Here is a 24,939-nt window from a genome sequence, read left to right as displayed (position 1 = left end):
TGCCCCACTTAGCGGCCCACCCGCTCCAGCTTCGCGATCGACAGATCCAGCACCTTCACCCCCGCCGAACCGAAGTTGATCTGGGCCCGCGCCGCACCGGCGCCGCCCTCGATGTTGACGATCACGCCTTCGCCGAACTTGGCGTGAACCACGCTCTCGCCCACCCGCCAGCCAGTACCATTGCCGGCCTTTTGCGTGATCTGCTGCGCGATCTTGTTGTCGCTGCCGCCTTCGCGGAACTTGGCGTCGTCCCATGCCGTCGTCGACTTGCGCCCGCCAAACCAGTTGCCCTGGACGCGCGGCGACAGCCACTTGATCGATTCATCGGGCAGTTCGTCGAAGAAGCGCGATTTCATGTTGAAGCGCGTTTGACCATGCAGCATGCGCTGCTGCGTAAAGCTCATGTACAGACGGCGGCGCGCGCGCGTGATCGCCACGTACATCAGGCGCCGTTCTTCGTCGACACCGTCGGCCTCGCGCGCGCTGCTCTCGTGCGGGAACAGGCCTTCTTCGAGGCCCGTGATGAACACGGCGTCGAATTCAAGGCCCTTGGCCGAGTGCACCGTCATCAGTTGCAGCGCCTCTTGCCCGGCCTGCGCCTGAGCGTCGCCCGCTTCGAGCGACGCGTGCGACAGGAAGGCCGACAGCGGCGACATCACGGTGGGCAGCGGCGCACCGCCATCGAGGATCTCGATGCCATCCTGATACACGACCGATTCACCGGCCTGCGCCTGCGCCGGTGGGCCGAGGTGGGCCGGCGCCTGGGTGCCGAAGCCCTCTTCTTGCACGAACTGGGTCGCGGCGCTGACCATCTGCTCCAGGTTTTCGATGCGGTCGGCGCCTTCTTTTTCATTGCCGTAGTGCGTCAGCAGCGTACTGCGCTCGAGCACCACGCGCACCAGCTCGGGCAGCGGCAATTGCTGCGTCTCGAAGCGCGCGCCTTCGATCAGCTTGACGAAGTTGCCCAGCACGGTGCCTGCCTTGCCCGTCATGTACGGCACGGCCGCGTACAGCGAAATGCCGTAGCTGTCGGCTGCCATCTGCAACTGCTCGATCGAGCGCGCGCCGATGCCGCGCGTGGGGAAGTTCACCACGCGCATGAAGGCCGAATCGTTGTGCGGATTGTCCATCAGCTGCAGATAGGCGATCGCGTGCTTGACCTCGGCGCGCTGGAAGTAGCGCAGGCCGCCATACACGGTGTACGGAATACCGGCCGCAAACAGCGCATGCTCGATCACGCGGCTCTGCGCGTTGCTGCGGTACAGGATCGCGATTTCATTGCGGCCCATGCCCTCGTTCATGAGGCTCTTGGATTCTTCGATGATCCACTGCGCTTCTTCGAGATCCGACGAGGCCTCATACACGCGCACCTGTTCGCCCTGGCCCGCATCCGTACGCAGGTTCTTGCCCAGGCGCTTGGCGTTGTTGGCGATCAGAAAGTTGGCGCTGTCGAGGATGTGGCCATGCGAGCGGTAATTTTGCTCGAGCTTGATCAGGTTCTTGACCTGGTAGTCGCGTTCGAACGCCGACATGTTGCCGACGTTGGCGCCGCGGAAGGCATAGATGCTCTGGTCATCGTCGCCGACGGCAAAGATGGCGCCGCCGCCCGACTCGCCCTGCCCCGCCAGCAGCTTGAGCAGATTGTATTGGAGGTCGTTGGTATCCTGGAACTCGTCGACCAGGATGTGACGGAAGCGCATCTGGTAGTGGTGGCGCAGCGGCGTGTTGCGCGACAACAGCTCATACGAGCGCAGCAGCAGTTCGGCGAAATCGACGACGCCTTCGCGCTGGCACTGCTGGTCGTACAGTTCATACAGCTCGACCATGCGGCGCTCGATCGGGTCGTAGGCCTCGACCTGAGATGCGCGCAAGCCCTGGTCCTTGGCGTTGTTGATGAAGTACATCAGCGCCTTGGCCGGGTACTTTTCATCGTCAACGTTGTGCGCCTTGAGCATGCGCTTGATCAGCGAAAGCTGGTCTTGCGAATCGAGAATCTGGAACGTCTGCGGCAGCGCGGCGTCGCGGTAGTGCGTGCGCAGCAGCCGGTTGCACAGGCCGTGGAAGGTGCCGATCCACATGCCGCGCGTATTGATCGGCAGCATCGACGACAGGCGCGTGAGCATTTCTTTCGCGGCCTTGTTCGTGAACGTCACCGCCATGATCCCAGCGGGCGAGACCTGGTTGGTCTGGATGAGCCAGGCAATCCGCGTAGTCAGAACGCGCGTCTTGCCCGAGCCGGCGCCGGCCAGGATCAGGGCGCTTTGCGCCGGCAAGGTGACGGCGGCAAATTGTTCAGGATTCAGGGTGTCGAGTTTCAGCATCCGGCCATTATACCGCCGCGATATACTGTATGCCCATCCAGTTTCGTGGCGTACGCGTGACGAATGCTGACCAATACGCTGTTGAACGGTGCGCCATTGGTATCAATCCGGACTGCACGGCAGAAGCGCCCACCGACTAACGTTGCCACCCTTCCCGCCGTTATCTTCGGACATTTCACCGAAGAAATAGGATTAACTTCGCGCAATTTTCACAATTCAAGCTTCGCAAGCGCGCGCCGTGGGACGAGTGTTTCGCTTATGTTAACACCAGCTTTGCGACAAGCTCGTGAAAATCTTAACAAGGAGAATGATCATGCTAGGACGCGTAGTGACCATGGCCGCACTGGCCGTTGGCGGTGTCATGCTGTCAAAAAAACTCAAGGGAAACAATGGCTTTGGCGCCAGCTCGGGGATTGTCGAAACCATCGAGATCAATGTACCCGTAAGCACTGCCTATAACCAGTTCACGCAATTCGAAGACTTCCCGCAATTCATGAAAAGCGTGAAGGAAATCCGCCAGCTCGACGACAAGCACCTGCACTGGCGCGCCAACGTCGCCGGTGAAGAAAAAGAGTGGGATGCCGAGATCACCGAGCAGATCCCGGATGACCGCATTGCATGGCGCAGCGTCACCGGCGTGAAAAATGGCGGTGTCGTCACTTTCCACAAGATCTCGGATACCGTCACGCGCATCGCGCTGCAGATGGATTACGAGCCCGAAGGCGCGCTGGAAACGCTGGGCGATGCCCTGGGCGCCGTGCGCATGGAAGCGCGCGCCAACCTGGCCAACCTGAAGGAACTGCTCGAGCAGCGTGGCAGTGAAACCGGCGCATGGCGCGGCAAGGTCGACCAGCATTGATCGACACGCGGGCCGGCACAGGCACGCCGGCTACGGCCGGCGGCTGTTGACCGGCTTGATCGACGCCGGCAGCGCCACGCGCTCGACCGGCGTCGTCTGTGCGGCAATAAAACCTTCGAGCGCCAGCGACAGATCGGCCACGACCTGCGCGCCGTAGGCCGCTTCGATCAGTTTGTACTGGCGCTCGATGAGCGGCGCGATATCGTCGATCAGGCGGTCGCCCTTCGGGGCGAGGCGCACCCAGATGCGGCGCTGGTCGGCCGCCACGCGCTGGCGCTCGATCAGCCCCAGCTCTTCCATCCGCGACAGCACGCCCGTCATGCTCGGGCTCAGGATCTGGCACAGTTCGCACATCTCCCGTGGCTCGAGTTGCTCATGCTCGTCCAGCACGCGCAGGATGCGCCATTGCTGTTCGGTCACGCCGAAATGGTTGAGGATGGGACGGAAGTGCAGCAACAACGATTCTCGCGCCTTCAGAAAAAGCTGGGGAAGATTGCGGTGGGTGATCCGGCGGGCCAAGGAATGCTCCGTAATAGGTAATTCTGTCTCTGGTTCTGCATCGGCCGCTGCGCAGGAAGCGCGGCAGTCGTGCCTGGCTGACTAATATACTTGCCAGCCCGGTGGATTTCGCTTCACGCAGGCGATTCCATGCGAATTTTTTGTGAACAGATATTACCGTAACCATTCAGAAGCACAAAAGGGCGGCTCGATGGCCGCCCTCTTCACATCAACGGGCGCGCATCAACCCGCAACCGGCGCCGGCCGCGCCAGACCCTTCGCCCGTGCATCGCGGATCAATGCGCGCACCGTCTTGTCGGCGACTTTGCTTTCGCGCTCCATCTCCTTGCCCAGCATGCCCATTTGCTCGCCCAGCACATGCATCGGTTTGCCGGCCTCTTCCATTTGGCGGCCGATCGCCTCCATCGCCGCGTGCGACTTGCGTATCTGCGGCGAGTCGTAGGCCTGGCCGATCTGCCGCCCCGCGGCATTCATGCGCGCGCCGGTTGCGGCCATCTCGCGGCTCAGGCGCTCGCGCTCGGCCTGGTCACGCGCTGTTTCCATCTGGCTGCTCAGACGCTCCATGTGCTGGCCCAGCGCCTGCATGCCACCATCGATTTCACGCATGTCGCGCTCACTGGGCAGGTTGTCCTTGCCGACGGCAACCCGGTCCATCTGGCGCCCCAGCGCATCCATTTTCTTGCTGTGCACATCCATCTCCTTGCTGTGCACGTCCATGCGGGCACTCAGCCGATCCAGCGGCGCCCAGGCCGTGCGCACCTTGGCCATCACCGCGGCATCCTGGATCACGTAGTCGCGTCCATCTTCACGGAACCAGATGAACTCGCCGGGAATGACGCGCTGGGCCGCTTTCACCGCCGGCCAGTCATCGCTGCTGCCACTGATATTGAAGCTGCCTTCCTTGCCGCGCACCAGCGCGTACGGCTCGCCCTGCGTCACGCGCACCGCCCGCTTGGCTTCCTGCGCGCCAGCCTGCAGGGGCACGGTCAATGCCAGCGACGCAGCGCACAGCGCCAGACCGATGAAGGGAAGCGCCAGTCGGCGCGTGAGCGGTGCAGGATGCGGCATGATGTTCTCCTTGGGCCAGGGACAATGACAACGGGCCGGACGCAGCCGGCGATGACATCACTCTAGCCGCCGCTCCCGTCACGAACCAGCGCGCTGCGACAGGCTGTCGAAATCGCGGCGCAGACCGTCAATCGGGGCCCAGAACGACAACGCGGCCCGAAGGCCGCGTTGAATTCAGACAGAGAGCGCAGACTGCGAGGCCTGCCCTGACTTAATACACGACCACCGAGCGGATCGACTCGCCCGACTTCATCAGGTCGAAACCTTCGTTGATACGGTCGAGCGGCAGGTGGTGGGTGATCAGGTCGTCGATATTGATCTTGTTTTCCATGTACCAGTCGACGATCTTCGGCACGTCGGTGCGCCCACGGGCACCGCCGAAGGCCGAGCCCTTCCATTCGCGGCCCGTCACCAGCTGGAACGGACGGGTGGCAATTTCCTGGCCGGCAGCGGCCACGCCGATGATGATCGACTTGCCCCAGCCCTTGTGGCAGCACTCGAGCGCCTGGCGCATCGTGTTCACGTTGCCGATGCACTCGAAGCTGTAGTCGGCGCCGCCATCGGTCAATTGAACAATGGCGTCGACCACGTTCTCGACCTGGGTCGGATTGATGAAATGGGTCATGCCGAACTTGCGCGCCATCGCTTCGCGTTCCGGGTTCAGGTCGACACCGATGATCTTGTCGGCGCCCACCATGCGGGCTGCCTGGATCACGTTCAGGCCGATGCCACCCAGGCCGAACACGACCACATTCGCGCCCGCCTCGACCTTGGCGGTGAAAATCACGGCGCCGATGCCGGTGGTCACGCCGCAACCGATATAGCAGATCTTGTCGAACGGCGCGTCGTTGCGCACCTTCGCCAGGGCGATCTCGGGCACCACGATGTAATTCGAGAAGGTCGACGTGCCCATGTAGTGATAGATCGGCTGGCCGTCGATCGAGAAGCGCGACGTCGCATCCGGCATCAGACCGCGGCCCTGCGTCGAGCGGATCGCCTGGCACAGATTGGTCTTTTGCGACAGGCAGAATTTGCACTGGCGGCATTCCGGCGTGTACAGCGGAATCACGTGGTCGTCCTTGCGCAGGCTGGTCACGCCCGGGCCGACATCCACCACCACGCCGGCACCTTCATGGCCCAGGATCGACGGGAAGATACCTTCCGGATCGGCGCCCGACAGCGTGTAGTAGTCGGTGTGGCAAATGCCGGTGGCCTTGATCTCGACCAGCACTTCACCGGCCTTCGGGCCTTCGAGTTCCACTTCTTCGATCGTCAGCGGCTGACCCGCCTTCCACGCGATTGCTGCCTTGGTTTTCATGTCGTTTTCCCGTTGCTTGAATGGACCCGCGCGCGCAGGCGCGCTGCAAAACATCATGATAACAAGCTTGCGGCAACATGGCCGCGCGCTGCGGATGCGCCTGCCGATCCAGGCGTCATGACGCCGTCACATGCTGTCATTACAGTCCGCATTCGTCGGGGACGCGCATTACCTGCCCCCGGGCCATCCAACGGCGCCTCGAGGAACACGTGATGAATACGGCTAACTACAAGATCACGCACCGGCACGCGCTGCCCGACGAATCCGACGCAGACCTGCACGCCACGCGCCGGCCGGGCACGATGAGCGCACGACGGCGCCAGGATTTCCTGTTTCATCGAACCACCGGCCTGTTCGCTGCATCGGTTTTGGTCATACTGGCCGGCATCATCGCTTCGCTGACGATCGGCGCGTGGCCGGCCCTGCGCGAGTTCGGTCCCGGATTCGTCACGCGGGTCGAATGGGACCCGGTCAACGAGCAGTTCGGCGCGATGATCGCCATCGGCGGCACGCTGGCAACCTCGTTCATTGCACTGGCCGTCGCGGTTCCGATCAGCTTTGGCGTCGCGCTGTTTCTGACCGAAATCTGTCCCGCTTGGCTGCGCCGCCCGCTGGGTACTGCAGTCGAGTTGCTGGCCGGTGTGCCATCGATCATCTACGGCATGTGGGGCTTTTTCGTCTTCGCGCCCCTGTTCGCGGATTACGTCCAGCCCTTGCTGGCCAGCACGCTCGGCCAGATTCCGGTGATCGGCAAACTGTTTGCAGGCTCACAAACCGGCCTGGGTATCCTGACCGCCGGCCTGATCCTGTCGATCATGATCATTCCGTTCATTGCATCCGTCATGCGCGACGTCTTCACGATTGTGCCGGCAGTGCTCAAGGAATCGGCCTATGGTCTTGGTTGCACGAAGTGGGAAGTGGCATGCAGGGTCGTGCTGCCCTACACCCGCAACGGTGTGGTCGGCGGCGTGATGCTCGGCCTGGGGCGGGCGCTGGGCGAAACGATGGCTGTCACCTTTGTGATCGGCAATGCGCATCGCCTCTCATGGTCGCTGTTTGCTGCCGGCAGTTCGATCTCTTCGACGCTGGCGAACGAATTCGGCGAAGCGGAAAAAGCGCTGCATGTCGCGTCGCTGTATGCACTGGGACTGATCCTGTTTGCCATCACCTTCATCGTGCTATGCGCCGCAAAGCTCATGCTGGTGCGGATGCAGCGGCGCGAAGGCACGGCCTAGCCGGCGTGCGCCGGGTCGCCGATCACGGACGTTGCGATGACGGCGCGTCCACCAGCAGGCCTGGCTGCAGCGCGCGAATGCGCCACTCGGTAAAGTAGCCGCCAGCCTCGTTGTAGCGAAGATAAACCCGGCCACACGTCGTGCAGCGCGCCACCGTGCAGCGGTTATACGGATAGAAGCGCGGTGCAATGGGCGCGTCCGCACTTTCGTAGCGCGTGCCCGCCGGATGGTATTCCTTGAACGTCGGCTCGTCGTACGGATCGTCGAGCAAGGTGCCGATGTCTTCAAAACGGTCCAGTTCCAGCGTCAGCGGCTGCGCCATCCAGGCGGTCAAGGGCACCTCGGTACAGCTGCATGGCGTCGTGACTGCCGCCGACGCCTGGGCCAGGCGCATCAACATGGCGAACTCTATTTTCTGCATGGCCATCCAATCATGATCGGGTCCGTGCCAGCCGCCGTGCCGGCACTGGCGTCTCATCGAAGACTATACCGCGCCCCGTCCATGCTGACGAGGCCGCCTGTGCCCGCGGCCAATCTAGGCTATGCTTGCCGGTTAGTTTATTCAGGCAGACCGCACGATGCATATTTACTCAACTCATTCCGTGGGCGTCACGACGCGCCCACGCACCACCCCTCCCGTCACTGCAGGCCGCTTCCCGGCACGAATGGAGCGCAGCTGATGTTTCATCTGATGTTCAGCCTTCCCTGCCTGCTGGTCCTGGTGCGCTGGCTCTGGCCGCTGCCGTTGTCCACGAAATCGAAAGTAGCCAGCGCCGTCGTGCTGGTGCTGGTCTCGCAATACCACCTGTGGTCGCGCCTGTCGTCGGGCAGCGTGTTCTCGCCTGAATTCCCGAAAGGGCTGGTGATCCTGTTCAACTGGGGCTTTGGCGCGATCCTGCTGCTGGCCGTGTTCCAGTTGCTGGTCGATGCCGGCGCCCTGATCGTGATGGCGATCCGGCGCCGGCGCGTGGCGATTGCGCCACGCCTGCGCTATGGCATCGCCGTCGCCGCCGCGCTGCTGGCAGCCCTGGGCGTGAACCAGGCGATCAAGTCGCCGTCGCTCGAAGACGTGCTGATCGAGGTGAAGAACCTGCCACACGAATTCGACGGCTACCAGGTCGTGCACCTGACCGACCTGCACATCAGCCGCCTGTTCGACGCACCGTGGACGCGCAAGGTCGTCGCCGACACCAATGCGCTGGACGCCGACCTGATCGTCATTACCGGCGACCTCATCGACGGCAATATTGCACACCGCGAACGCGACGTGGCACCGCTGCGCGACCTGCGCGCACCCGACGGCGTCTGGGTCATTCCCGGCAACCATGAGTACTTCTTCGGCCACAAGGCGTGGATGGCGTATTTCGCGGGGCTCAACATGACGCCGCTGGACAACAGCCATACCGTTCTCAAGCGCGGCGCCGGACAGCTGGTGCTGGCCGGTGTCAACGACGTGACCGCCCCGCAGACGGGCGCGGCGGCGCCCGATGTCGACGCGGCCTTGCGCGGCGCGCCGGCCGGCGCACCGGTGATCCTGCTCGATCACCAGCCGCGCAATGCGCGTCATGCCGCCAGCCGCGGTGTGGCGCTGCAATTGTCTGGCCACACCCACGGCGGCATGATCGTCGGGCTCGATCGGGTGGTGGCGCGCGCCAACAACGGCTTCGTGTCGGGCCGCTACGACGTCGATGGCATGACCATGTACCTGAACAATGGCACCGCATTGTGGCCTGGCTTCGCGCTGCGCCTGGGCGTGCCGTCCGAGCTGACCCGGATCACGCTGCGGCGCCAGGCCGTACCCTCATGAAACAACAAGCCGTCCCGGCTGCTGGCAGCGGGGACGGCTTGTCGATGCAGCGATGGAAGGTCGACTGACCCTCCCTGCTGACCCTTAACGCGTGGTGCGCGTACCGACCACTTCGATCACGACGCGGCGGTTGCGGGCGCGGCCTTCGGCCGTGGCATTGTCCGCGATCGGCTGCGTTTCGCCTTTGCCTTCGGTGTACAGGCGCGCCTGATCGAGGCCCTTCGAGACCAGGTAGGCCTTGACGGCATCGGCGCGGCGCAGCGACAGCTTCTGGTTGTACGCGTCCGAGCCGACCGAGTCGGTGTGACCGACGGCGATCATGACTTCGGTGTCCATGCCTTGCAGCTTGCGCATCAGGTCGTCCAGCGCGGCCTTGCCTTCCGGCTTGACGAGCGCGCGGTCGAAATCGAACAGTGCCTCGGCCGCGAACGACACTTTCTCCGACACCGGCTGCGGCGCCGCTTCGACAACCGGCGCGACCGGTTGCACTTCCTGCGGCGCAGCCACTGGCGCCGGCGCCGGCGCAGGGATCGTGCGCGCAGCAGGACGGCCGAACGCGCGGATCAGGCTGATCGAAGCCAGGTCCATCTCGCCACGGTTGCCCAGCGGATCACGCAGACGGTAGCGCTCCACTTCGCCGCGCACTGCCCAGGCATCGTTGATCTGGTATTGCAGGCCCAGGCCGACCTTGGCCTGGAACTTCTCTTCCTTTTCGGGATTCGGCGCGGTGACGGCATTGAGCCGGTTGCCCGAGAACGTCGCCGTCGAGCGGCCGTACTGGCCACCGATGCGGGCCAGCGCCGACAGGCGTTCGGTCAGCGGCAGATGGCCGATCAGGTCGAGATTGACGCCGCGAAATTTCGTCTCGCCGCGCAGGACACCACTGCCGTTTCCGGACGTGTTTGCCTGGAAGCCGAACTTGCCGAGGTCGAAGTAACCGCCCTCGATGGCAAAGTAACGGTTGAATTTCTTGCCGATGAAGACCTTGTAGCCAAGGTCGCGCTGGTCGGTCGTGAATGCATCGAGGCTGGCGCCATTGGCAGTCAGGCTGCGGGCGATGCGCTCGTCGTCGATCGTGGCGCGGCCCTGGCCCAGGCCGGCGCCAGCGTACCAGGCGCTGTCAGCCCAGTTCGGGTCGATGACGTCGCGCCCGGCGGCGGTCTGGTCCTGGCCCGCGGCCGAGGCGTTGCTGATGCCGGCACCAGCCATGGCGATGCATGCGAGAAGTGTGAGTGTGGTTTTCATGATGGTGTAAGGCGCTTATTTGGTGATCTGGTTGTTGCTCAGGGTGACGGCAGCGGTCGACAGCACGCGGCCGTTGAGCAGGGTCGTGTTGTCGCCCACGGTGATCGCAGCAGCGCGGCCCAGGATCGATCCCTTGAAGATGCTGTTTGCACCGAGCGTGGTGGCGCCGACGGGAACCCAGGTCACGTTGTCCGCGGTGGCCCCATTGATCAATTCCACTTCCGAATTGGCGACGGTATTGAGCGTCTGGGTGCTCGTGAAGATGTACACGCCAGGACCGTCGAGCGTCAGCTTGCCCGTGATGTTCATCGTGCCGGTGGCGCAGTACACGCCGGGCGTGAGAGGCAGGCCGCCCAGATCGATATTGCCTGGGAACGTCACGGTGCAGGGACGCAGATTGGCGTCCGTGATGGCCAGCTCGAGGTCGGCAAACGCGGTATCGAGGAAGGCGCCCGTGTAGTACGTTTGGAACGCGCCGGCAATGACAGGCGTCGTCGTTTGTGACGGCGACCCGACGTTACCGGTAACGACGGTGGTCCCACCGGCGTTGTTGGTCAGCGAGGTCTGGGCCAGCACACCGAACGAGGCCGCGCTACCCAGGTCGACAGGGTCGAGGACCACGACCGGAGGCACTGGTACTGGGACGGGGACTGGCACTGGGACTGGCACTGGGACTGGCACTGGCACTGGCACAGGGATCGGGGCCGGATCCGGTTCCGGTTCCGGGACCGGCGCAGGCGCAGGTACTGGCACCGGCCGTGGTGCAAGGACGGTCAGATTCGCGCTGCCCGATTTGCCGCCCGAGGTCGCGGTCACGACAATCGTACCAGGTGTGACGCCGGTGGCCCAGCCGGTTGGCAGGACAGTGGCGGTGGCGGTCGAGGACGAGGTCCAGGTGGCAGTGGTGGTAATGACCGCTGTCGTGTTGTTCGAGTAGGTTGCCGTTGCGACGTAGCGGCGCAGGCCATTGACCGCGACAACGGCGCTTGCCGGCGTGACGGCAATGCTCGTCACGACCGCAGCACTGGTCGTCGCGTTGGCGATGGCCGATTTACCGCCGAAGCCGGCAGTGATGACCGAGGTACCACCCGCGATGCCGGTGATCATGCCGGTCGTGCCGACACTGACTGCACCCGGCGTGGCCGAGGCGTAGGTGCTGGCGGCCGTGACATCGACCACCGTGCCATCCGAATAGGTGGCGTTCACGGCCAACTGTCCGGTGGCGCCGATGTCGAAGGTGGTGGCGCCAGGCGTGAGCGCCAGCGACACGAGCGTTGGCGGCAATACCGTCAGCGTCGCGCTGCCGGTGAGCCCACCGGAGGCGGCGGCGATGACCGAGGTGCCGGCCGTCTTGCCGAGCGCCAGGCCGGTGCTGGCCGAGATCGACGCCACCCCGGTGGAGGCCGACGTGAAGGTCGACACGGCGCTGATGTCGCGTGTCGTCTTGTCGTCGAAGGTGCCCAGCGCCACGAACTGCTGCGCATTGCCGATATTGATCGACGGATTCACTGGTGCAACTGCGATCGACACCAGCCTGGCCGGCAGGACGGTCAGGGTCGCTGCGCCGCTCTTGCCTTCGAAGGCCGCGGTGATGACGGAGGTGCCGGCAGCAACGCCGATAGCAAGGCCGCGGGCGCCATCGACGGTGCCGGCAGCCGGCGTGGCCGAGGTCCAGGCCGACAGGCGGGTGATGTCACGCGCGGTACCGTCGGAGTAGGCGGCCGTTGCCGTGAATTGCTGGCTCGCGCCAATGGCAACCGACGCGGTCGTTGGCGCGACGGCCACGCTGACCAGGCTCGCTGCCGGCAGCCCCAGCACCGGGCCACGGCCCTGGTCACCGCTGCCGCAACCTGCGGCCAGCACGGCGCTTGCAAGGCCGAGGCCGCAAACGAGGCGTTTGATGGTGCGTCTCACGGTTTGTATCATGTCGTTCCCTGTTCAAGACAATTTCCGGAGCTGCTTGGCATGAGACTCATGCCAAGGACGGAAATCGGGTCGGCGCCTGCCAGGCAAGCGCGAACCGGAACGGACTATTGCTTTTCGGCACTCGCACTACTGTGCGGTAGCGCGCTTATGCACACTAATAGTTTATTAAGGAAATATTTCTACTTTGAATCAAAAACGTGGTAACAAGCGGTGTTCAGCGCGCCGCGCGCCCCGCACCAGCCTGATGTTCACACTGGTGCGATGACCAGACGCATGCGCTGCTCGACCTGATCCGATCCTGGCCGCATCGGCTCTTGCCACCCCGTCGCGACAAAGCCGGCGCGCCTATATAGACGCACTGCTCCATCGTTGGCGCAATTGACCCCAAGCTGCATAGCAGTTGCGCCGCGCGCCTGCGCCCAGCGCACCGCTTCGGCCAGCAAGCCAGCGGCCACGCCCTGCCCGCGTGCTTCAGGCGCCACCCACATCTGGAACAGGTTCACGAGGGCCGGGTCGTCCGCGTCGACCTTCGCCCAGGCCAGTCCGGCAAGATTGCCAGCGACGTCGGCTACCAATGGATGGTCGATGCCGGACGTCGCCGCACGCGCCAGACGCGCCGCCCATTCTTCGGACGGCCGCGTGGATTCGTCGGCCAGCGTGCTGCCAAAGGCGTCGGGGGCATCTTCGAGCGCGCGCAGGCGGAGCGCGCGATAGGCCGGCCATGCATCCGGCGTGAAATTGCGGATCGTGAAAGCAGCCAGTTGGTGCGCCATGCACGTGCTCCTGTTGGTTATCGGACAACGATTCTAGCAAGCAATCTCTGCCGTGTGGCTTAATCCTGTTCCCACTCTTCCAGCTTGCGCTTGCGTGCGCGGCCGACCTCAATCCGGTTGCGGGTCGTGAAGGCAATCAGCCGCGCCACGACCACCGCCAGGTACATCAAACCGACCAGCATCTCGACGCTGGCCAGCGCCCGCGCCGGTGGGGTCAGCGGAATCACGTCGCCGATGCCCGTGCTCGAGAGCAGCGCAAAGCTCAGGTAATTGAGTTCGGTCCAGGTGCGCGGCGCGCCCGCATTGACGGCGGCGGCAAAGGTGCCGGGCTGGACTTCCTGCAGCAGGATGTACATGTGCGTGAACGCCCAGGCCAGCAGCGTGAACGTGGCGCCGGCCGCGAACAGCTCGTCGGTCGTGGCCCGTTCGTCTTCCATCATGTAGGCGATCAGGCTGCCGGCCGCATAAAAGTAGAACAGCGCCTCCAGCCCCGACGACCAGGCCAGCAGGTGGTTATAGCCGAGCAGGATCTGCGCCAGCAGCAGGAAGATGATGGGCACCGCCAGCGCCCAGCTCACGCGCACCTCGCCGGGCGTGCGCCGCACCATGCGGATGGCAAACGCCAGCACCACGATGCCGAAGCAGTTGAACGCCACCTGGCCGGCACGCGTGCCCTCGATGAACGGATAGGACAGCATGCCGAGCAGCTGCACCAGCAGCAGAATGGCGGAAGGATGGCGGCGGGTATGGATGAACAGGCGCGGAGCGATCATGGCGGCAGGACAAAGTCGTAAGTACTGCCATTGTAGGTTCAGCCGGCCGAAAACAGGCTCCCGAATGCGTGCGCGGCTGCCTGCGGTTCGGCCGCGCCGTACACGCTCGTGATCGCCGCGACCATGTCGGCGCCCCGCGCGACCAGCGGCGCGGCGTTGGCCGGCGTCATGCCGCCGATGACGACGAGAGGCAGCGTGAACTCGGCGCGCGCCTGGTCGAGCAGTGCCGGTGGCGTCACGAACGTGTATTTTTTGACCGGGGACGGATAAAAGCCACCAAAGGCAAGGTAACTGGCACCGGCGTCGCGCGCGGCACGCGCCAGCGCCAGGTCACCGTAGCACGAGGCACCGACGATCTTGTCCCGGCCCAGCAGCGCGCGGGCATCCGCGATCCCCCCATCCGTGTGGCCCAGGTGCACGCCATCGGCGTCGAGCGCCTGGCACAGGTCGAGATGGTCGTTGATGACGAACGGGCAGCCGTGGCGGCGGCACAACGCCAGCAGCGCCGTGGCCTGCTCGAGACGCAGGCGCGCGTCGGCCTCCTTGTGCCGGTATTGCACGAGCGCTGCGCCGGCGCTCAGCGCAGCGTCGGTGGCGGCCAGCAGCCGGTCGGTGTCGTTCCAGTTCGGTGTGACGAGATACAAGCCCTTCATAGTGGCTCCTTCAATGTGGTTGGCACAGGCGGCGCGGGATGCGCTGGCCCGGTGCGATCGCAAACGATTGCGCCAGCGTCGCGTGTGTATAGGCCTGGGCGTGCTCGAGGGCGATGGCCATCGACTCGCCCAGCGCCAGGCGCGCCGCCAGTGCGGCAGCCAGCGTGCAGCCGCTGCCATGGTAGGTATCGGGCAGGCGCGGCCAGCGCCACTCGCGCAACACTTGACCGTCCTGCAGCCAGCGGTTGATCACCGTGTCGCCCGGCGCGTGGCCACCCGTGACGAGCATCTGCATGGTGCCTGGCATGTCCAGCGCATCGCGTTCGGGCAGATTGGGCAGCACGATCGTCGCCAGCGTCAGCAAATCGGACAAGGAGGCGCTGGCGCTGCCCTGCCCCAGCGCATCGCCATGACCGCTGGCCAGCACCGGATCCAGTACTACCGGCAGCGCCGGCTGCCGCGTGCGCAGGCTGCGGATGACGTCCGCGATTGCCGCCGCATTGGCCGCGTTGCCGGGGATGCCCAGCTTGACGGCGCGGATGTCGAAGGCAGCAACCAGCGGCGCGGCCTGGCGCGCGACCAGGCCGGCGTCGACCGGGTGCGCCTCGAACACGTGGTTGTTGTCCTGGCAGGTCAGCGCCGTGGCCACCGGCAGCGCGTGGGCGCCCTGCGCGGCAATGGCCAGGATGTCGGCCGCCAGGCCCGCGCCGCCGCCGGGATCGAGCCCGGCGAAGACCAGCACGCACGGTGTCATGGGGTGACCTTGCCCTCGACCGGCGACGATGGCGAGGCCGCGAAACGCTTCGGCATGCGCCCCGCCAGATACGCATCGCGCCCGGCCAGCACCGCATGCTTCATCGCGCGCGCCATGCGCACCGGGTCGCGCGCGCCGGCAATCGCAGTGTTCATCAGCACACCGTCGCAGCCGAGTTCCATGGCGATCGCCGCATCCGATGCCGTGCCCACACCGGCGTCGACCAGCACCGGCACCGTGGCCTGCTCGATGATCAGCGACAGGTTCCACGGGTTGAGGATGCCCATCCCCGAGCCGATCAGCGACGCCAGCGGCATCACGGCCACGCAGCCGATCTCCTGCAGGATGCGGGCCTGGATCGGATCGTCGCTGCAGTAGACCATCACGTCGAAACCGTCACGCACCAGCGTTTCGGCGGCCTTGAGTGTTTCGGGCATGTGCGGGAACAGCGTGGTGGTGTCGCCCAGCACCTCGAGCTTGACGAGGTTGCGCCCGCCCAGCAGCTCGCGCGCCATCTGCAACGTGTAGACCGCGTCCTTCGCATTGAAGCAGCCGGCCGTGTTGGGCAGGATGGTGAAGTCGGACGGCGGCAGCACGTCGAGCAGGCTGGGCGCGTTCGGGTCCTGGCCGATGTTCACGCGGCGAATCGCCACCGTGATGATCTCGGCGCCGGCTGCCAGCGTGGCCTCGCGCGTTTGCGCCAGGTCGCGGTATTTGCCGCTGCCGACCAGCAGGCGCGAGTGGTAGGCGCGCCCGGCGATGGTGAGTACATCCGGTTGCCCGTCTCGTTTCATGTTTTCGTTCATGATATTCATCCTGTTCTCCTTTAGCCGCCACCGATGGCGCGCACGATATCGACCCGGTCCTGCGCCTGCAGGCGGCGCGTGGGCCACTGCTGGCGTGGTACCACCTCGCGGTTCACGGCCAGCGCCATCCCCTGCCCGCTCAGGTCCAGCTGCTCGAGCAGCCCGGCGAGCGTCTGGCCCGGTGGCACGCCGCACGGCGCGCCATTGACTTCGATGGACGTCATTCAGACCTCCCGGTACAGCCGGGCGCCGTCGCGCACGAACTCGATCGCTTTTTCCTGCATCCCCTGCTGCAGGGCCTTCTCGCCCTGCACGCCATTGGCGGCGGCGTAGGCGCGCACTTCCTGCGTGATCTTCATCGAGCAGAAATGCGGGCCGCACATCGAGCAGAAATGGGCCACCTTGGCCGAATCCTTGGGCAGGGTCTCGTCGTGGAATTCGCGTGCCTTGTCGGGATCCAGGCCCAGGTTGAACTGGTCGTCCCAGCGGAATTCGAAGCGTGCTTTTGAGAGCGCGTTGTCGCGCAGCTGCGCGCCCGGATGGCCCTTGGCCAGGTCGGCCGCGTGGGCGGCGATCTTGTACGTGATGATGCCGTCCTTGACGTCCTGCTTGTCGGGCAGGCCCAGGTGCTCCTTGGGCGTCACGTAGCACAGCATCGCCGTGCCGTACCAGCCAATCGTGGCCGCGCCGATGCCGGACGTGATGTGATCGTACCCGGGCGCGATATCGGTCGTAAGCGGCCCGAGCGTGTAGAACGGCGCTTCATGGCACTGCTCGAGCTGCAGGTCCATGTTCTCCTTGATCAGGTGCAGCGGCACGTGGCCGGGGCCTTCGATGATCGTCTGCACATCGTGCTTCCACGCGATCTGCGTGAGTTCACCCAGCGTTTTCAGTTCGGCCAGTTGCGCCTCGTCGTTGGCGTCGTAGATCGAGCCGGGGCGCAGGCCGTCGCCCAGGCTGAACGTCACGTCGTACGCCTTCATGATGGCGCAGATGTCTTCGAAGTGCGTGTACAGGAACGATTCGCGGTGGTGCGCCAGGCACCACTTGGCCATGATCGAGCCGCCGCGCGAGACGATGCCCGTCAGGCGGTTCGCCGTCATCGGCACGTAGCGCAGCAGCACGCCGGCGTGGATCGTGAAGTAGTCGACGCCCTGCTCGGCCTGTTCGATCAGCGTGTCGCGGAAAATCTCCCAGGTCAGGTCCTCGGCCTTGCCATTGACCTTTTCCAGCGCCTGGTAGATCGGCACCGTGCCGATCGGGACCGGGCTGTTACGCAGGATCCATTCGCGCGTTTCGTGGATGTGCTTGCCGGTCGACAGATCCATGACCGTGTCGGCGCCCCAGCGGATCGCCCAGGTCATCTTTTCGACTTCTTCGCCGATCGACGAGGTCACGGCCGAATTGCCGATATTGGCGTTGACCTTGACCAGGAAGTTGCGGCCGATGATCATCGGCTCGATTTCGGGGTGGTTGATATTGAGGGGAATGACGGCGCGCCCGCGTGCGACTTCCGAGCGCACGAATTCCGGCGTGATTTCAGCGGGGATGCTGGCGCCGAACGACTGGCCCGGATGCTGGCGGCCCATCAGGTCGGCAACCCGCTTGCCCATCGGGCCGGACGCATGCAGCGACGCGATGTATTCCTTGCGCTGCATGTTTTCGCGCAGCGCGATGAATTCCATCTCGGGCGTGATGATGCCCTGGCGCGCGTAGTGCATCTGCGTGACGTTCGCGCCGCTCCTGGCGCGTCGGGGCGCGCGCTGCAGGTTAAAGCGCAGCGCGCTCAAGGCCGGATCGTTCAGCCGCTGCTGGCCGAACTGCGACGATGGTCCGGCCAGTTGCTCGGTGTCGCCGCGCCCGTCGATCCAGGGTTGGCGCATCGGCGCCAGGCCACTGCGGATATCGATTGCGGTGGCCGGTTCGGTGTACGGCCCGGACGTGTCGTAGACGAACAGCGGCGGATTGGGTTCGCCGCCAAAGCTGTCGGACGTGGCCGACTGGCTGATCGCGCGCATCGGCACGCGGATATCGGGCCGGCTGCCTTCGATGTAGACCTTGCGGGAATTGGGTAGCGATGCGATGGCTGCCTGGTCCACCGTGGCGGTGGCGGCATCGAACAGTTGTGAAGACTTCGGCGGTGCGTTCATGTGGCTCCCTTGCGTGCTTGAGAGCCAGCAAAGGAGTTGCCGGGTGCGACAAGGTCGGGCGCAAGACTGCGCACGGCCGCACGAATCGGCTGCTTCCCTTCGCTGGCATTATCCAGATCAGGTTCGGAGGGTATTTCTCACCCGCGTGTCGTTGGAACGACAGGCAGGACCCCTAGCGTGTGCCGGACGAGCAATCCCCGTCCAGCGCGGTAAATTATACGCGCTTGTAATTTATAATGGTCTTTTTCGCACATCACACGCCACCACATCATGGAATTAGCCAAGTCTTTCGAGCCAGCCGATATTGAACAGTTCTGGCGCGCAGAGTGGGAACAGCGCGGCTACTTTGCCGCGACCATGGACGAGGGCAAGCCCTCTTTCAGTACCCAGCTGCCGCCGCCGAACGTCACCGGTACCCTGCACATGGGCCACGCGTTCAACCAGACGATCATGGATGGCCTGACGCGCTACTACCGCATGCGCGGCTACAACACCGCATGGGTCCCGGGCACCGACCACGCCGGCATCGCCACCCAGATCGTCGTCGAACGCCAGCTGGACGCGCAAAAGATTTCGCGCCATGACCTGGGCCGCGACGCATTCCTCGAAAAAGTCTGGGAGTGGAAAGAAAAATCGGGCAGCACCATTACCGGCCAGATGCGCCGCCTGGGCACGTCGCCAGACTGGCAGCGCGAATACTTCACGATGGACGAGCCGCGCTCGAAATCGGTGGTCGAAGTCTTCGTGCGCCTGTACGAGCAGGGCCTGATCTACCGCGGCAAGCGCCTGGTGAACTGGGACCCGGTGCTGGGCACGGCCGTGTCCGACCTCGAAGTCGATTCGCAGGAAGAAGACGGCTTCATGTGGTACATCCAGTACCCGCTCACCGACGGCAGCGGCCACCTGACGGTCGCCACCACGCGCCCTGAAACGATGCTGGGCGACGTCGCCGTCGCGGTCGACCCGACCGATGAGCGCTACCTGCATTTGCATGGCAAGACGCTCACGCTGCCATTGACCGGTCGTGAAATCCCGATCATCGCCGACAGCTACGTCGATAAAGAATTCGGCACCGGCTGCGTGAAGATCACGCCGGCCCACGACTTCAACGATTACGCGGTCGGCCAGCGCGCCGGCCTCGCACCGATCAGCATCTTCACGCTCGACGCCAAGATCAACGAAAACGGCCCGGCCCAGTATCAGGGGCTGGACCGCTTCGCCGCGCGCAAGCAGATCGTCGCCGACCTCGAAGCATTGGGCCTGATGGAACAGATCAAGCCGCACAAGCTGATGGTCCCGCGGGGCGATCGCACCAACGTCGTGATCGAGCCGATGCTCACCGACCAGTGGTTTGTCGCGATGACCAAGCCGGCGCCGGAAGGCACGTTCAATCCGGGCAAGTCGATCACCGACGTCGCGCTGGAAAAAGTCGCCAGCGGCGAGATCAAGTTCGTCCCCGAAAACTGGAGCACGACCTACAACCAGTGGCTGGGCAACATCCAGGACTGGTGCATTTCACGCCAGCTGTGGTGGGGCCACCGCATTCCGGCCTGGTTCGCCGAAGACGGCCAGATCGTCGTCGCGCGCGATGAAGCCGAAGCGCAGGCCAAGGCCGCAGCTGCCGGCATCACCGGCGCACTGCGCCGCGACGACGACGTGCTCGACACGTGGTTCTCGTCGGCGCTGGTACCCTTCTCGACCATGGGCTGGCCCGAAGAAACGCCCGACATGAAGATGTTCCTGCCGTCGTCGGTGCTGGTCACGGGCTTCGACATCATCTTCTTCTGGGTCGCGCGCATGGTCATGATGACCGCGCACTTCACTGGCAAGGTGCCGTTCGAGACCGTCTACGTGCACGGCCTGGTACGCGATTCGCAGGGCCAGAAGATGTCGAAGTCGAAGGGCAACACGCTCGACCCGATCGACCTGATCGACGGCATCGACGTCGAGACGCTGGTGGCCAAGCGCACCACGGGTCTGATGGACCCGCGCGCCGCCGAAAAGATCGGCAAGGCCACGCGCCGCGAATTCCCTGAAGGGATCCCGGCATTCGGCACCGACGCCGTGCGCTTCACGATGGCCAGCTACGCGTCGCTGGGCCGTAACATCAACTTCGACCTGGGCCGCGCCGAAGGCTACCGCAACTTCTGCAACAAGCTGTGGAATGCGACCCGCTTCGTGATGATGAACACCGAAGGCAAGGATTGCGGCGCCCCATTGCCTGAAGACTTATCTCAGGCCGATCGCTGGATCATCTCGCTGATGAACCGCGTCGAGCAGGATGTCGCCAAGGGCTTTGCCGACTACCGCTTCGACAATATCGCCAACAGCATCTACAAGTTCGTCTGGGATGAATACTGCGACTGGTACCTGGAAGTGTCGAAAGTCCAGGTCCAGCAAGGCACCGAAGCGCAGCAACGCGCGACGCGCTACACGCTGCTGCGCGTGCTGGAAGTGATCCTGCGCCTGGCGCATCCGATCATTCCGTTCGTGACCGAAGCACTGTGGCAGAGCATCGCACCACTGGCCGGCAAGACCGGCCCGACGATCATGCTGCAACCGTATCCGCAAGCCGATGCGACGCAGATCGACGAAGGCGCCGAAGCCTGGATGGAACAGTTGAAGGCGCTGGTGGACGCCACCCGCAACCTGCGCGGCGAGATGTCGCTGGCGCCGTCGCTGCGCGTGCCGCTGATCGTCGAACCGTCGAGCGACGCCGGGCGCGCCGACATGGCGGTGTTCGCACCGTACATCCAGCTGCTGGGCAAGCTGGCCGAAGTGCAGATCGTCGATGCGCTGCCGGAATCGCCAGCGGCCGTGTCGATCGTCGGCACGACCAAGCTGATGCTCAAGGTCGAGATCGACGTCGCCGCCGAACGCGAGCGCCTGTCGAAGGAAATCGCACGCGTGGCCGGCGAAATCGCCAAGGCCAACGGCAAGCTGTCGAACGAGAGCTTCGTCGCCCGCGCCCCGGCCGCCGTCGTGGCGCAGGAGCAGGAACGCGTGGCGAACTTCTCGGCCACGCTCAGCAAGATGCAGGAACAGCTGGAGAAATTGGCAGCAGCGTAAGCAGCCAGTCCCCAAAGAAAACGCGGCCCCGGCCGCGTTTTTTGTTTCTGCTCTGCTTACTCTAATCCATAAATTCAGCACAGCCGGGGTAAGGTCTGACATTAGGACACGACCTCAGCCCTAACTACTTGAGCACAGCCGGGGTCAGGTCTGACATTCGGACACGACCTCAGCCCTAACTACTTGCAATGGCTTCTTGCCCGGTATTAGCATGGCCCGGTGCAAGCTGGTTCCGACTACCCAATTGTCGAGTTCGTGTCCGAATGTCAGACCTGACCCCGGCTTTTAGTCGAGTTCGTGTCCGAATGTCAGACCTGACCCCGGCTTTTAGTCGTGGACCGCAACGTCGGTCAATGCAGGCCGGGCGGCCGTGCATGGCATCGAATTAGAAGGCAAGGCCACGATCGACCGGCTGGCGGCACGAGCGGGCGCATCGACGTCGGCGGCACCTATACCCACACCAGCGGCGTTGTCAGCCGCAGCAGCGCATCGATCGTCGATGCAGACAGCATGAAACGCCAGCTTGACCTTTACACACTGTGGAAGCGTGATGCAAGATCGCGCCTGCGACTGTCGGTCTCGGGCCTGCTGCAGCAAGACGTTCGCGAACGGCGCACGTTCGAAGGCAACGCGCCGTTGCTGCGCGTAGCGACATATCGGGTACGCGCAACCTGGCGCCTGGTTTGGGAACACTCCCTGTAGACGATGGCAGCAATCACCCTGGAAAGCACCGCATGACGACTTCCCGTCCCCACTGGCACGCCGCGCGGCGCAACGTCGGCATCGATTGCCTGCGTGGCCTGGCGATCCTGCTCGTGATCGTGCACCATCTGGCCTTGCCGTTTCGCCTGCCGCTGGGCCCAAGCCTGCTTGGCCAGTGGCTGCCCAAGCGACTGATCGACGCCATCAGCTTCAACGGCTACGAAGCAGTCTTCATCTTCTTCACGTTGTCGGGCTTTCTGATCACGCTGCGTATCATCGAACGCGATGGCGACGTTGGACAGGTCGACCTGCGCCGTTTCTACCGCGCCCGCGCGCGGCGCATCCTGCCCCTGCTCGGCCTGGCCCTGACGCTGCTCTCGCTGCTGGCCGTGTGCCAGGTACCGGGATTCGCGCCAGAGACCGACCGCCAGTCGCTGGCCGGCTTGCTTGGTTCGGCACTGACGTTCACGTTCAACTGGTACGAGGGCCGCACTGGCTGGGCGCCGCCGGGCTGGGATGTGCTGTGGTCACTGTCGATCGAAGAAGTGTTCTACGTGGGCTTTCCGCTGCTGTGCCTGTGGCTGCCGCGCCGTGTCCTGATCGGCATGCTGGTCATGCTGGCGCTGGGACTGCAACCGTTGCGCGCGCTGGTGCCGATGAGCGACGAGGTCTGGTGGGAAAAGGCATACCTGCCCGGGATGGCCGCGCTGGCCTGGGGCGTGCTCGCTGCACTGCTGGCGCGCCGGTGGCAGCCAGGCAAACGAGGGGCCCGCATCATGGGTCTGGCTGGTGCGCTGTGCCTTGTGCTGGTATTGGGCTGGTCGGACGTGGTCTACCGACATCTGTTCAAGTCGAACCTGTATGTGATTTGCGTCGGCGCCTGCCTGCTGCTGCTGGCCTTTCACGCGCAGCCACCTGCGCCGCGCCGTGGTCTGGGATGGCTGGCGCGCATGGGAAGCCTCAGTTATGAGCTGTACCTGTTCCACATGTTCATCGTGCTTGCCACGCAGTGGCTGTACAGGTCACTTCTGGGCGACGTGCAAACCTGGACCTTTGTCGTCTATTTGCCGGTGCTGCTGTGCTGTTACGCGCTGGCGCGCCTGCTCGAACACGGCGCCATGCATCTGGGTTTGCAGCGCAGACCATCCGTGGGCCAGGCGCCCGTCAAAGGCGTGTGATGCGACGACGAACCCGTTGGCTGTCGATCCTGCCCGCGATGGTGGCGGGCTATCTGCTCCTTGTCGTCATCTGGGCCTGGGCTACCTTTGACACTGTCACTGCGCACATGCCTGCAATCGCTGACGCGCCCCTGTCCGCGCGGCAGACGCAGATCCTGCTGCGCGTCGAAGATCCTGCCTTCTTCGTACACCACGGCGTGAGCCTGACCAGCGGCCAGGGCTTTGCGACGATCTCGGGCGCGGTGGCGCGCGACGTCTACCTGGAAGGGGCGGATCTGGGCGGGGCCGGCGGCGCGTTGCAGGCGCTGTACCGCAGCGTCTTCGCGTGCTGCAAACGGATCGATCTGGGCCGTGATGCGATGGCCGTGGTGCTCGACGCCAGGCTATCCAAGGCGCGACAACTGGCGCTGTACACCACCCATGTCTATTTGGGAACGCATAACGGCAGGCAGATCATGGGCTTGTCAGCGGCGTCCCGGAATTATCTCGGCAAGTCGCTGGAACAGACCAGCGAAGAAGAATTCATTGGCCTGGTTGCCATGATCAAGGCACCCAACGCGTACCATCCTGTCAGGCAGCCAGCCGCACATGCCACGCGCGTGGCACGGGTGCGTGCGCTGGTACATGGCACCTGCAAGGCGCAGGGCTGGTTCGATACAACACTGGCGCACTGCGGCGCGTGATCATTTGAGGCCATGCCACCAGCGCCCGCCGGCCTGCGGTGCATTCAGGTTCAGCGCTTCGCCCATCTGCGGCGTCGTCAGCTTGATCCCGCGCTCGTTGGCCAGCGCCTCGATCCGGTCGAGCGGCTCCTGCCAGCGGTGCAGCGCCAGGTCGAACGTCCCGTTATGCATCGGGAGCAACCAGGCTGCGTTCAGGTCCACGAACGCTTGCAGGGTTTCTTCCGGCTGCATGTGGATGTCCGGCCAGAGCTTGTCGTAGGCGCCGGTTTCGATCAGCGCCATGTCGAATGGCCCGAATTTGGCGCCGATCTCCTTGAAGCCCTTGAAATAACCGGTGTCGCCGCTGAAGAACAGGCGCAGGTTCTCGTGCCGGATCACCCATGATGCCCACAGCGTCGAGTTGCCGTCGCGCGGCCCGCGGCCCGAAAAGTGCTGGGCCGGCGTCGCGACGAACTGCACGCCGTCGATCTCGGCGCCCTGCCACCAGTCGAACTGGCGCACCTTGGCGCGGTCGATGCCCCAGTCGACCAGCCGGTCACCCACGCCCAGCGGCGTGATAAACACGGCTGTCTTTGCCGCCAGCGCCATGATCGCCGCGTAGTCGAGATGATCGTAATGGTCGTGCGACAGGATGATCGCCTTGATGGGCGGCAGGTCGTCGATCGAGATGGGCGGCGCATGAAAGCGCGCCGGGCCGAACCACTGCACGGGCGATGCGCGCTTCGAGAACACCGGGTCGGTCAGGTAGAACTCGCCGGCAAGCTTGATCAGCATCGTCGAGTGGCCGAGGCGGTACAGCGTGTTGTCGGGCGCGGCCAGCAGGGCTGCCCGGGTCAGCGGCTGCACCGGCACCGCCTGCTGTGGCGTGGTCCCGGCCGGCTTGTGGAACACGAAGGCCCACCACAGCTTGGCGATCTCGCCAGGACCGAGCTTGTGCATGGCGACCGGATTGCGGTATTTGCCGTCGTGATATTGGGGCGACTGCGGCGTGGTCGTGGTGGTCGCCGAGACCGGAGGGGAGATTGCCATGGTAGCGAGAGCTCCCAGAAGGATGATGCCGATCAGCGGGCGCATGAACGCGTCGATTCGATAAAAGTGCA

Annotated in this window: 22 protein-coding genes and 1 riboswitch; of the genes, 7 read left to right on the top strand and 15 right to left on the bottom strand. The window is 64.4% G+C overall.

The genetic code is table 11. The features are described from left to right. Positions 1–8 precede the first annotated feature (8 nt). A complete protein-coding gene (locus IFU00_13020) occupies positions 9–2,321 on the bottom strand; it encodes a UvrD-helicase domain-containing protein (protein MBD8543199.1) in 2,313 nt (770 codons plus the stop codon). Between the two features lie 361 nt (positions 2,322–2,682). Here IFU00_13020 and IFU00_13015 point away from each other — a divergent pair, with 361 nt between their 5' ends. After that, positions 2,683–3,180 carry an SRPBCC family protein gene (locus tag IFU00_13015; protein MBD8543198.1) on the top strand — a complete coding sequence of 166 codons (498 nt, stop codon included), beginning with the start codon at positions 2,683–2,685 and terminating at the stop codon, positions 3,178–3,180. Between the two features lie 30 nt (positions 3,181–3,210). Here the strand turns inward: IFU00_13015 and hpaR are convergent, their stop codons facing one another. The 3 genes from hpaR to IFU00_13000 all read right to left on the bottom strand — a co-directional run bounded on the left by hpaR (position 3,211) and on the right by IFU00_13000 (position 6,085). Beyond that, a complete protein-coding gene (gene hpaR / locus IFU00_13010; protein ID MBD8543197.1) occupies positions 3,211–3,699 on the bottom strand; it encodes a homoprotocatechuate degradation operon regulator HpaR in 489 nt (162 codons plus the stop codon). A gap of 222 nt (positions 3,700–3,921) precedes the next feature. Next, on the bottom strand, positions 3,922–4,767 hold the full coding sequence (locus IFU00_13005) for a hypothetical protein (protein MBD8543196.1): 846 nt from the start codon (positions 4,765–4,767) through the stop codon (positions 3,922–3,924). Between the two features lie 211 nt (positions 4,768–4,978). Then, positions 4,979–6,085: an S-(hydroxymethyl)glutathione dehydrogenase/class III alcohol dehydrogenase gene (locus tag IFU00_13000; protein MBD8543195.1), complete on the bottom strand. Its 1,107-nt coding sequence runs from the start codon at positions 6,083–6,085 to the stop codon at positions 4,979–4,981. Positions 6,086–6,297: 212 nt separating this feature from the next. On the opposite strand from IFU00_13000, the gene pstC reads away from it, so the two are divergent. After that, entirely contained in the window at positions 6,298–7,320 is a 1,023-nt protein-coding gene (gene pstC, locus IFU00_12995; GenBank protein MBD8543194.1) for a phosphate ABC transporter permease subunit PstC, read from the top strand. A 22-nt stretch (positions 7,321–7,342) separates the two neighbouring features. On the opposite strand, the gene IFU00_12990 is transcribed toward pstC, so the two are convergent. Then, complete coding sequence (locus IFU00_12990) at positions 7,343–7,741, bottom strand: hypothetical protein (protein MBD8543193.1); 399 nt, start codon at positions 7,739–7,741, stop codon at positions 7,343–7,345. 258 nt (positions 7,742–7,999) lie between these two features. Here IFU00_12990 and IFU00_12985 point away from each other — a divergent pair, with 258 nt between their 5' ends. After that, the gene (locus IFU00_12985) at positions 8,000–9,127 is read left to right on the top strand and encodes a metallophosphoesterase (GenBank protein MBD8543192.1); all 1,128 of its coding nucleotides are present in this window, start codon (positions 8,000–8,002) and stop codon (positions 9,125–9,127) included. Positions 9,128–9,211: 84 nt separating this feature from the next. Here IFU00_12985 and IFU00_12980 read toward each other — a convergent pair whose 3' ends face one another. The 9 genes from IFU00_12980 to thiC form a co-directional block, all read right to left on the bottom strand. Continuing rightward, on the bottom strand, positions 9,212–10,336 hold the full coding sequence (locus tag IFU00_12980; GenBank protein ID MBD8543191.1) for an OmpA family protein: 1,125 nt from the start codon (positions 10,334–10,336) through the stop codon (positions 9,212–9,214). Positions 10,337–10,387: 51 nt separating this feature from the next. After that, positions 10,388–12,298, bottom strand: a complete 1,911-nt coding sequence (locus tag IFU00_12975) for a DUF3494 domain-containing protein (protein MBD8543190.1) — start codon at positions 12,296–12,298, stop codon at positions 10,388–10,390. A 248-nt stretch (positions 12,299–12,546) separates the two neighbouring features. Next, a complete protein-coding gene (locus IFU00_12970) occupies positions 12,547–13,071 on the bottom strand; it encodes a GNAT family N-acetyltransferase (GenBank protein ID MBD8543189.1) in 525 nt (174 codons plus the stop codon). A 59-nt stretch (positions 13,072–13,130) separates the two neighbouring features. Beyond that, positions 13,131–13,844 (bottom strand): two pore domain potassium channel family protein, encoded by a 714-nt coding sequence (locus tag IFU00_12965; protein ID MBD8543188.1) that lies wholly within the window; start codon positions 13,842–13,844, stop codon positions 13,131–13,133. Positions 13,845–13,882: 38 nt separating this feature from the next. Continuing rightward, positions 13,883–14,497 carry a thiamine phosphate synthase gene (locus IFU00_12960; protein MBD8543187.1) on the bottom strand — a complete coding sequence of 205 codons (615 nt, stop codon included), beginning with the start codon at positions 14,495–14,497 and terminating at the stop codon, positions 13,883–13,885. Between the two features lie 10 nt (positions 14,498–14,507). Then, positions 14,508–15,251 carry a bifunctional hydroxymethylpyrimidine kinase/phosphomethylpyrimidine kinase gene (locus IFU00_12955; protein MBD8543186.1) on the bottom strand — a complete coding sequence of 248 codons (744 nt, stop codon included), beginning with the start codon at positions 15,249–15,251 and terminating at the stop codon, positions 14,508–14,510. Next, positions 15,248–16,045 (bottom strand): thiazole synthase, encoded by a 798-nt coding sequence (locus tag IFU00_12950; protein MBD8543185.1) that lies wholly within the window; start codon positions 16,043–16,045, stop codon positions 15,248–15,250. Before IFU00_12950 ends, IFU00_12955 begins: the two co-directional genes overlap by 4 nt. Before the next feature lie 32 nt (positions 16,046–16,077). Then, on the bottom strand, positions 16,078–16,281 hold the full coding sequence (thiS, locus tag IFU00_12945) for a sulfur carrier protein ThiS (GenBank protein MBD8543184.1): 204 nt from the start codon (positions 16,279–16,281) through the stop codon (positions 16,078–16,080). Beyond that, positions 16,282–18,141 carry a phosphomethylpyrimidine synthase ThiC gene (gene thiC / locus IFU00_12940; protein MBD8543183.1) on the bottom strand — a complete coding sequence of 620 codons (1,860 nt, stop codon included), beginning with the start codon at positions 18,139–18,141 and terminating at the stop codon, positions 16,282–16,284. 143 nt (positions 18,142–18,284) lie between these two features. Next, a riboswitch (TPP riboswitch) is annotated at positions 18,285–18,391 on the bottom strand. A gap of 86 nt (positions 18,392–18,477) precedes the next feature. Here thiC and IFU00_12935 point away from each other — a divergent pair. From IFU00_12935 to IFU00_12920, 4 genes are all read left to right on the top strand, one after another. Further along, a complete protein-coding gene (locus tag IFU00_12935) occupies positions 18,478–21,276 on the top strand; it encodes a valine--tRNA ligase (GenBank protein MBD8543182.1) in 2,799 nt (932 codons plus the stop codon). A gap of 333 nt (positions 21,277–21,609) precedes the next feature. Then, positions 21,610–21,978 (top strand): hypothetical protein, encoded by a 369-nt coding sequence (locus IFU00_12930; protein MBD8543181.1) that lies wholly within the window; start codon positions 21,610–21,612, stop codon positions 21,976–21,978. A 32-nt stretch (positions 21,979–22,010) separates the two neighbouring features. Beyond that, entirely contained in the window at positions 22,011–23,156 is a 1,146-nt protein-coding gene (locus tag IFU00_12925) for an acyltransferase (GenBank protein ID MBD8543180.1), read from the top strand. Then, complete coding sequence (locus tag IFU00_12920; GenBank protein MBD8543179.1) at positions 23,156–23,839, top strand: transglycosylase domain-containing protein; 684 nt, start codon at positions 23,156–23,158, stop codon at positions 23,837–23,839. The genes IFU00_12925 and IFU00_12920 overlap by 1 nt, the downstream gene beginning before the upstream one ends. On the opposite strand, the gene IFU00_12915 is transcribed toward IFU00_12920, so the two are convergent. Next, the gene (locus tag IFU00_12915) at positions 23,840–24,913 is read right to left on the bottom strand and encodes an MBL fold metallo-hydrolase (GenBank protein MBD8543178.1); all 1,074 of its coding nucleotides are present in this window, start codon (positions 24,911–24,913) and stop codon (positions 23,840–23,842) included. Between the last annotated feature and the right edge of the window lie 26 nt (positions 24,914–24,939).

The sequence above is a fragment of the Oxalobacteraceae sp. CFBP 8761 genome, assembly GCA_014841595.1.
GTDB lineage: Bacteria > Pseudomonadota > Gammaproteobacteria > Burkholderiales > Burkholderiaceae_D > Telluria.
This window is presented reverse-complemented; position numbering and strand designations above follow the sequence as displayed.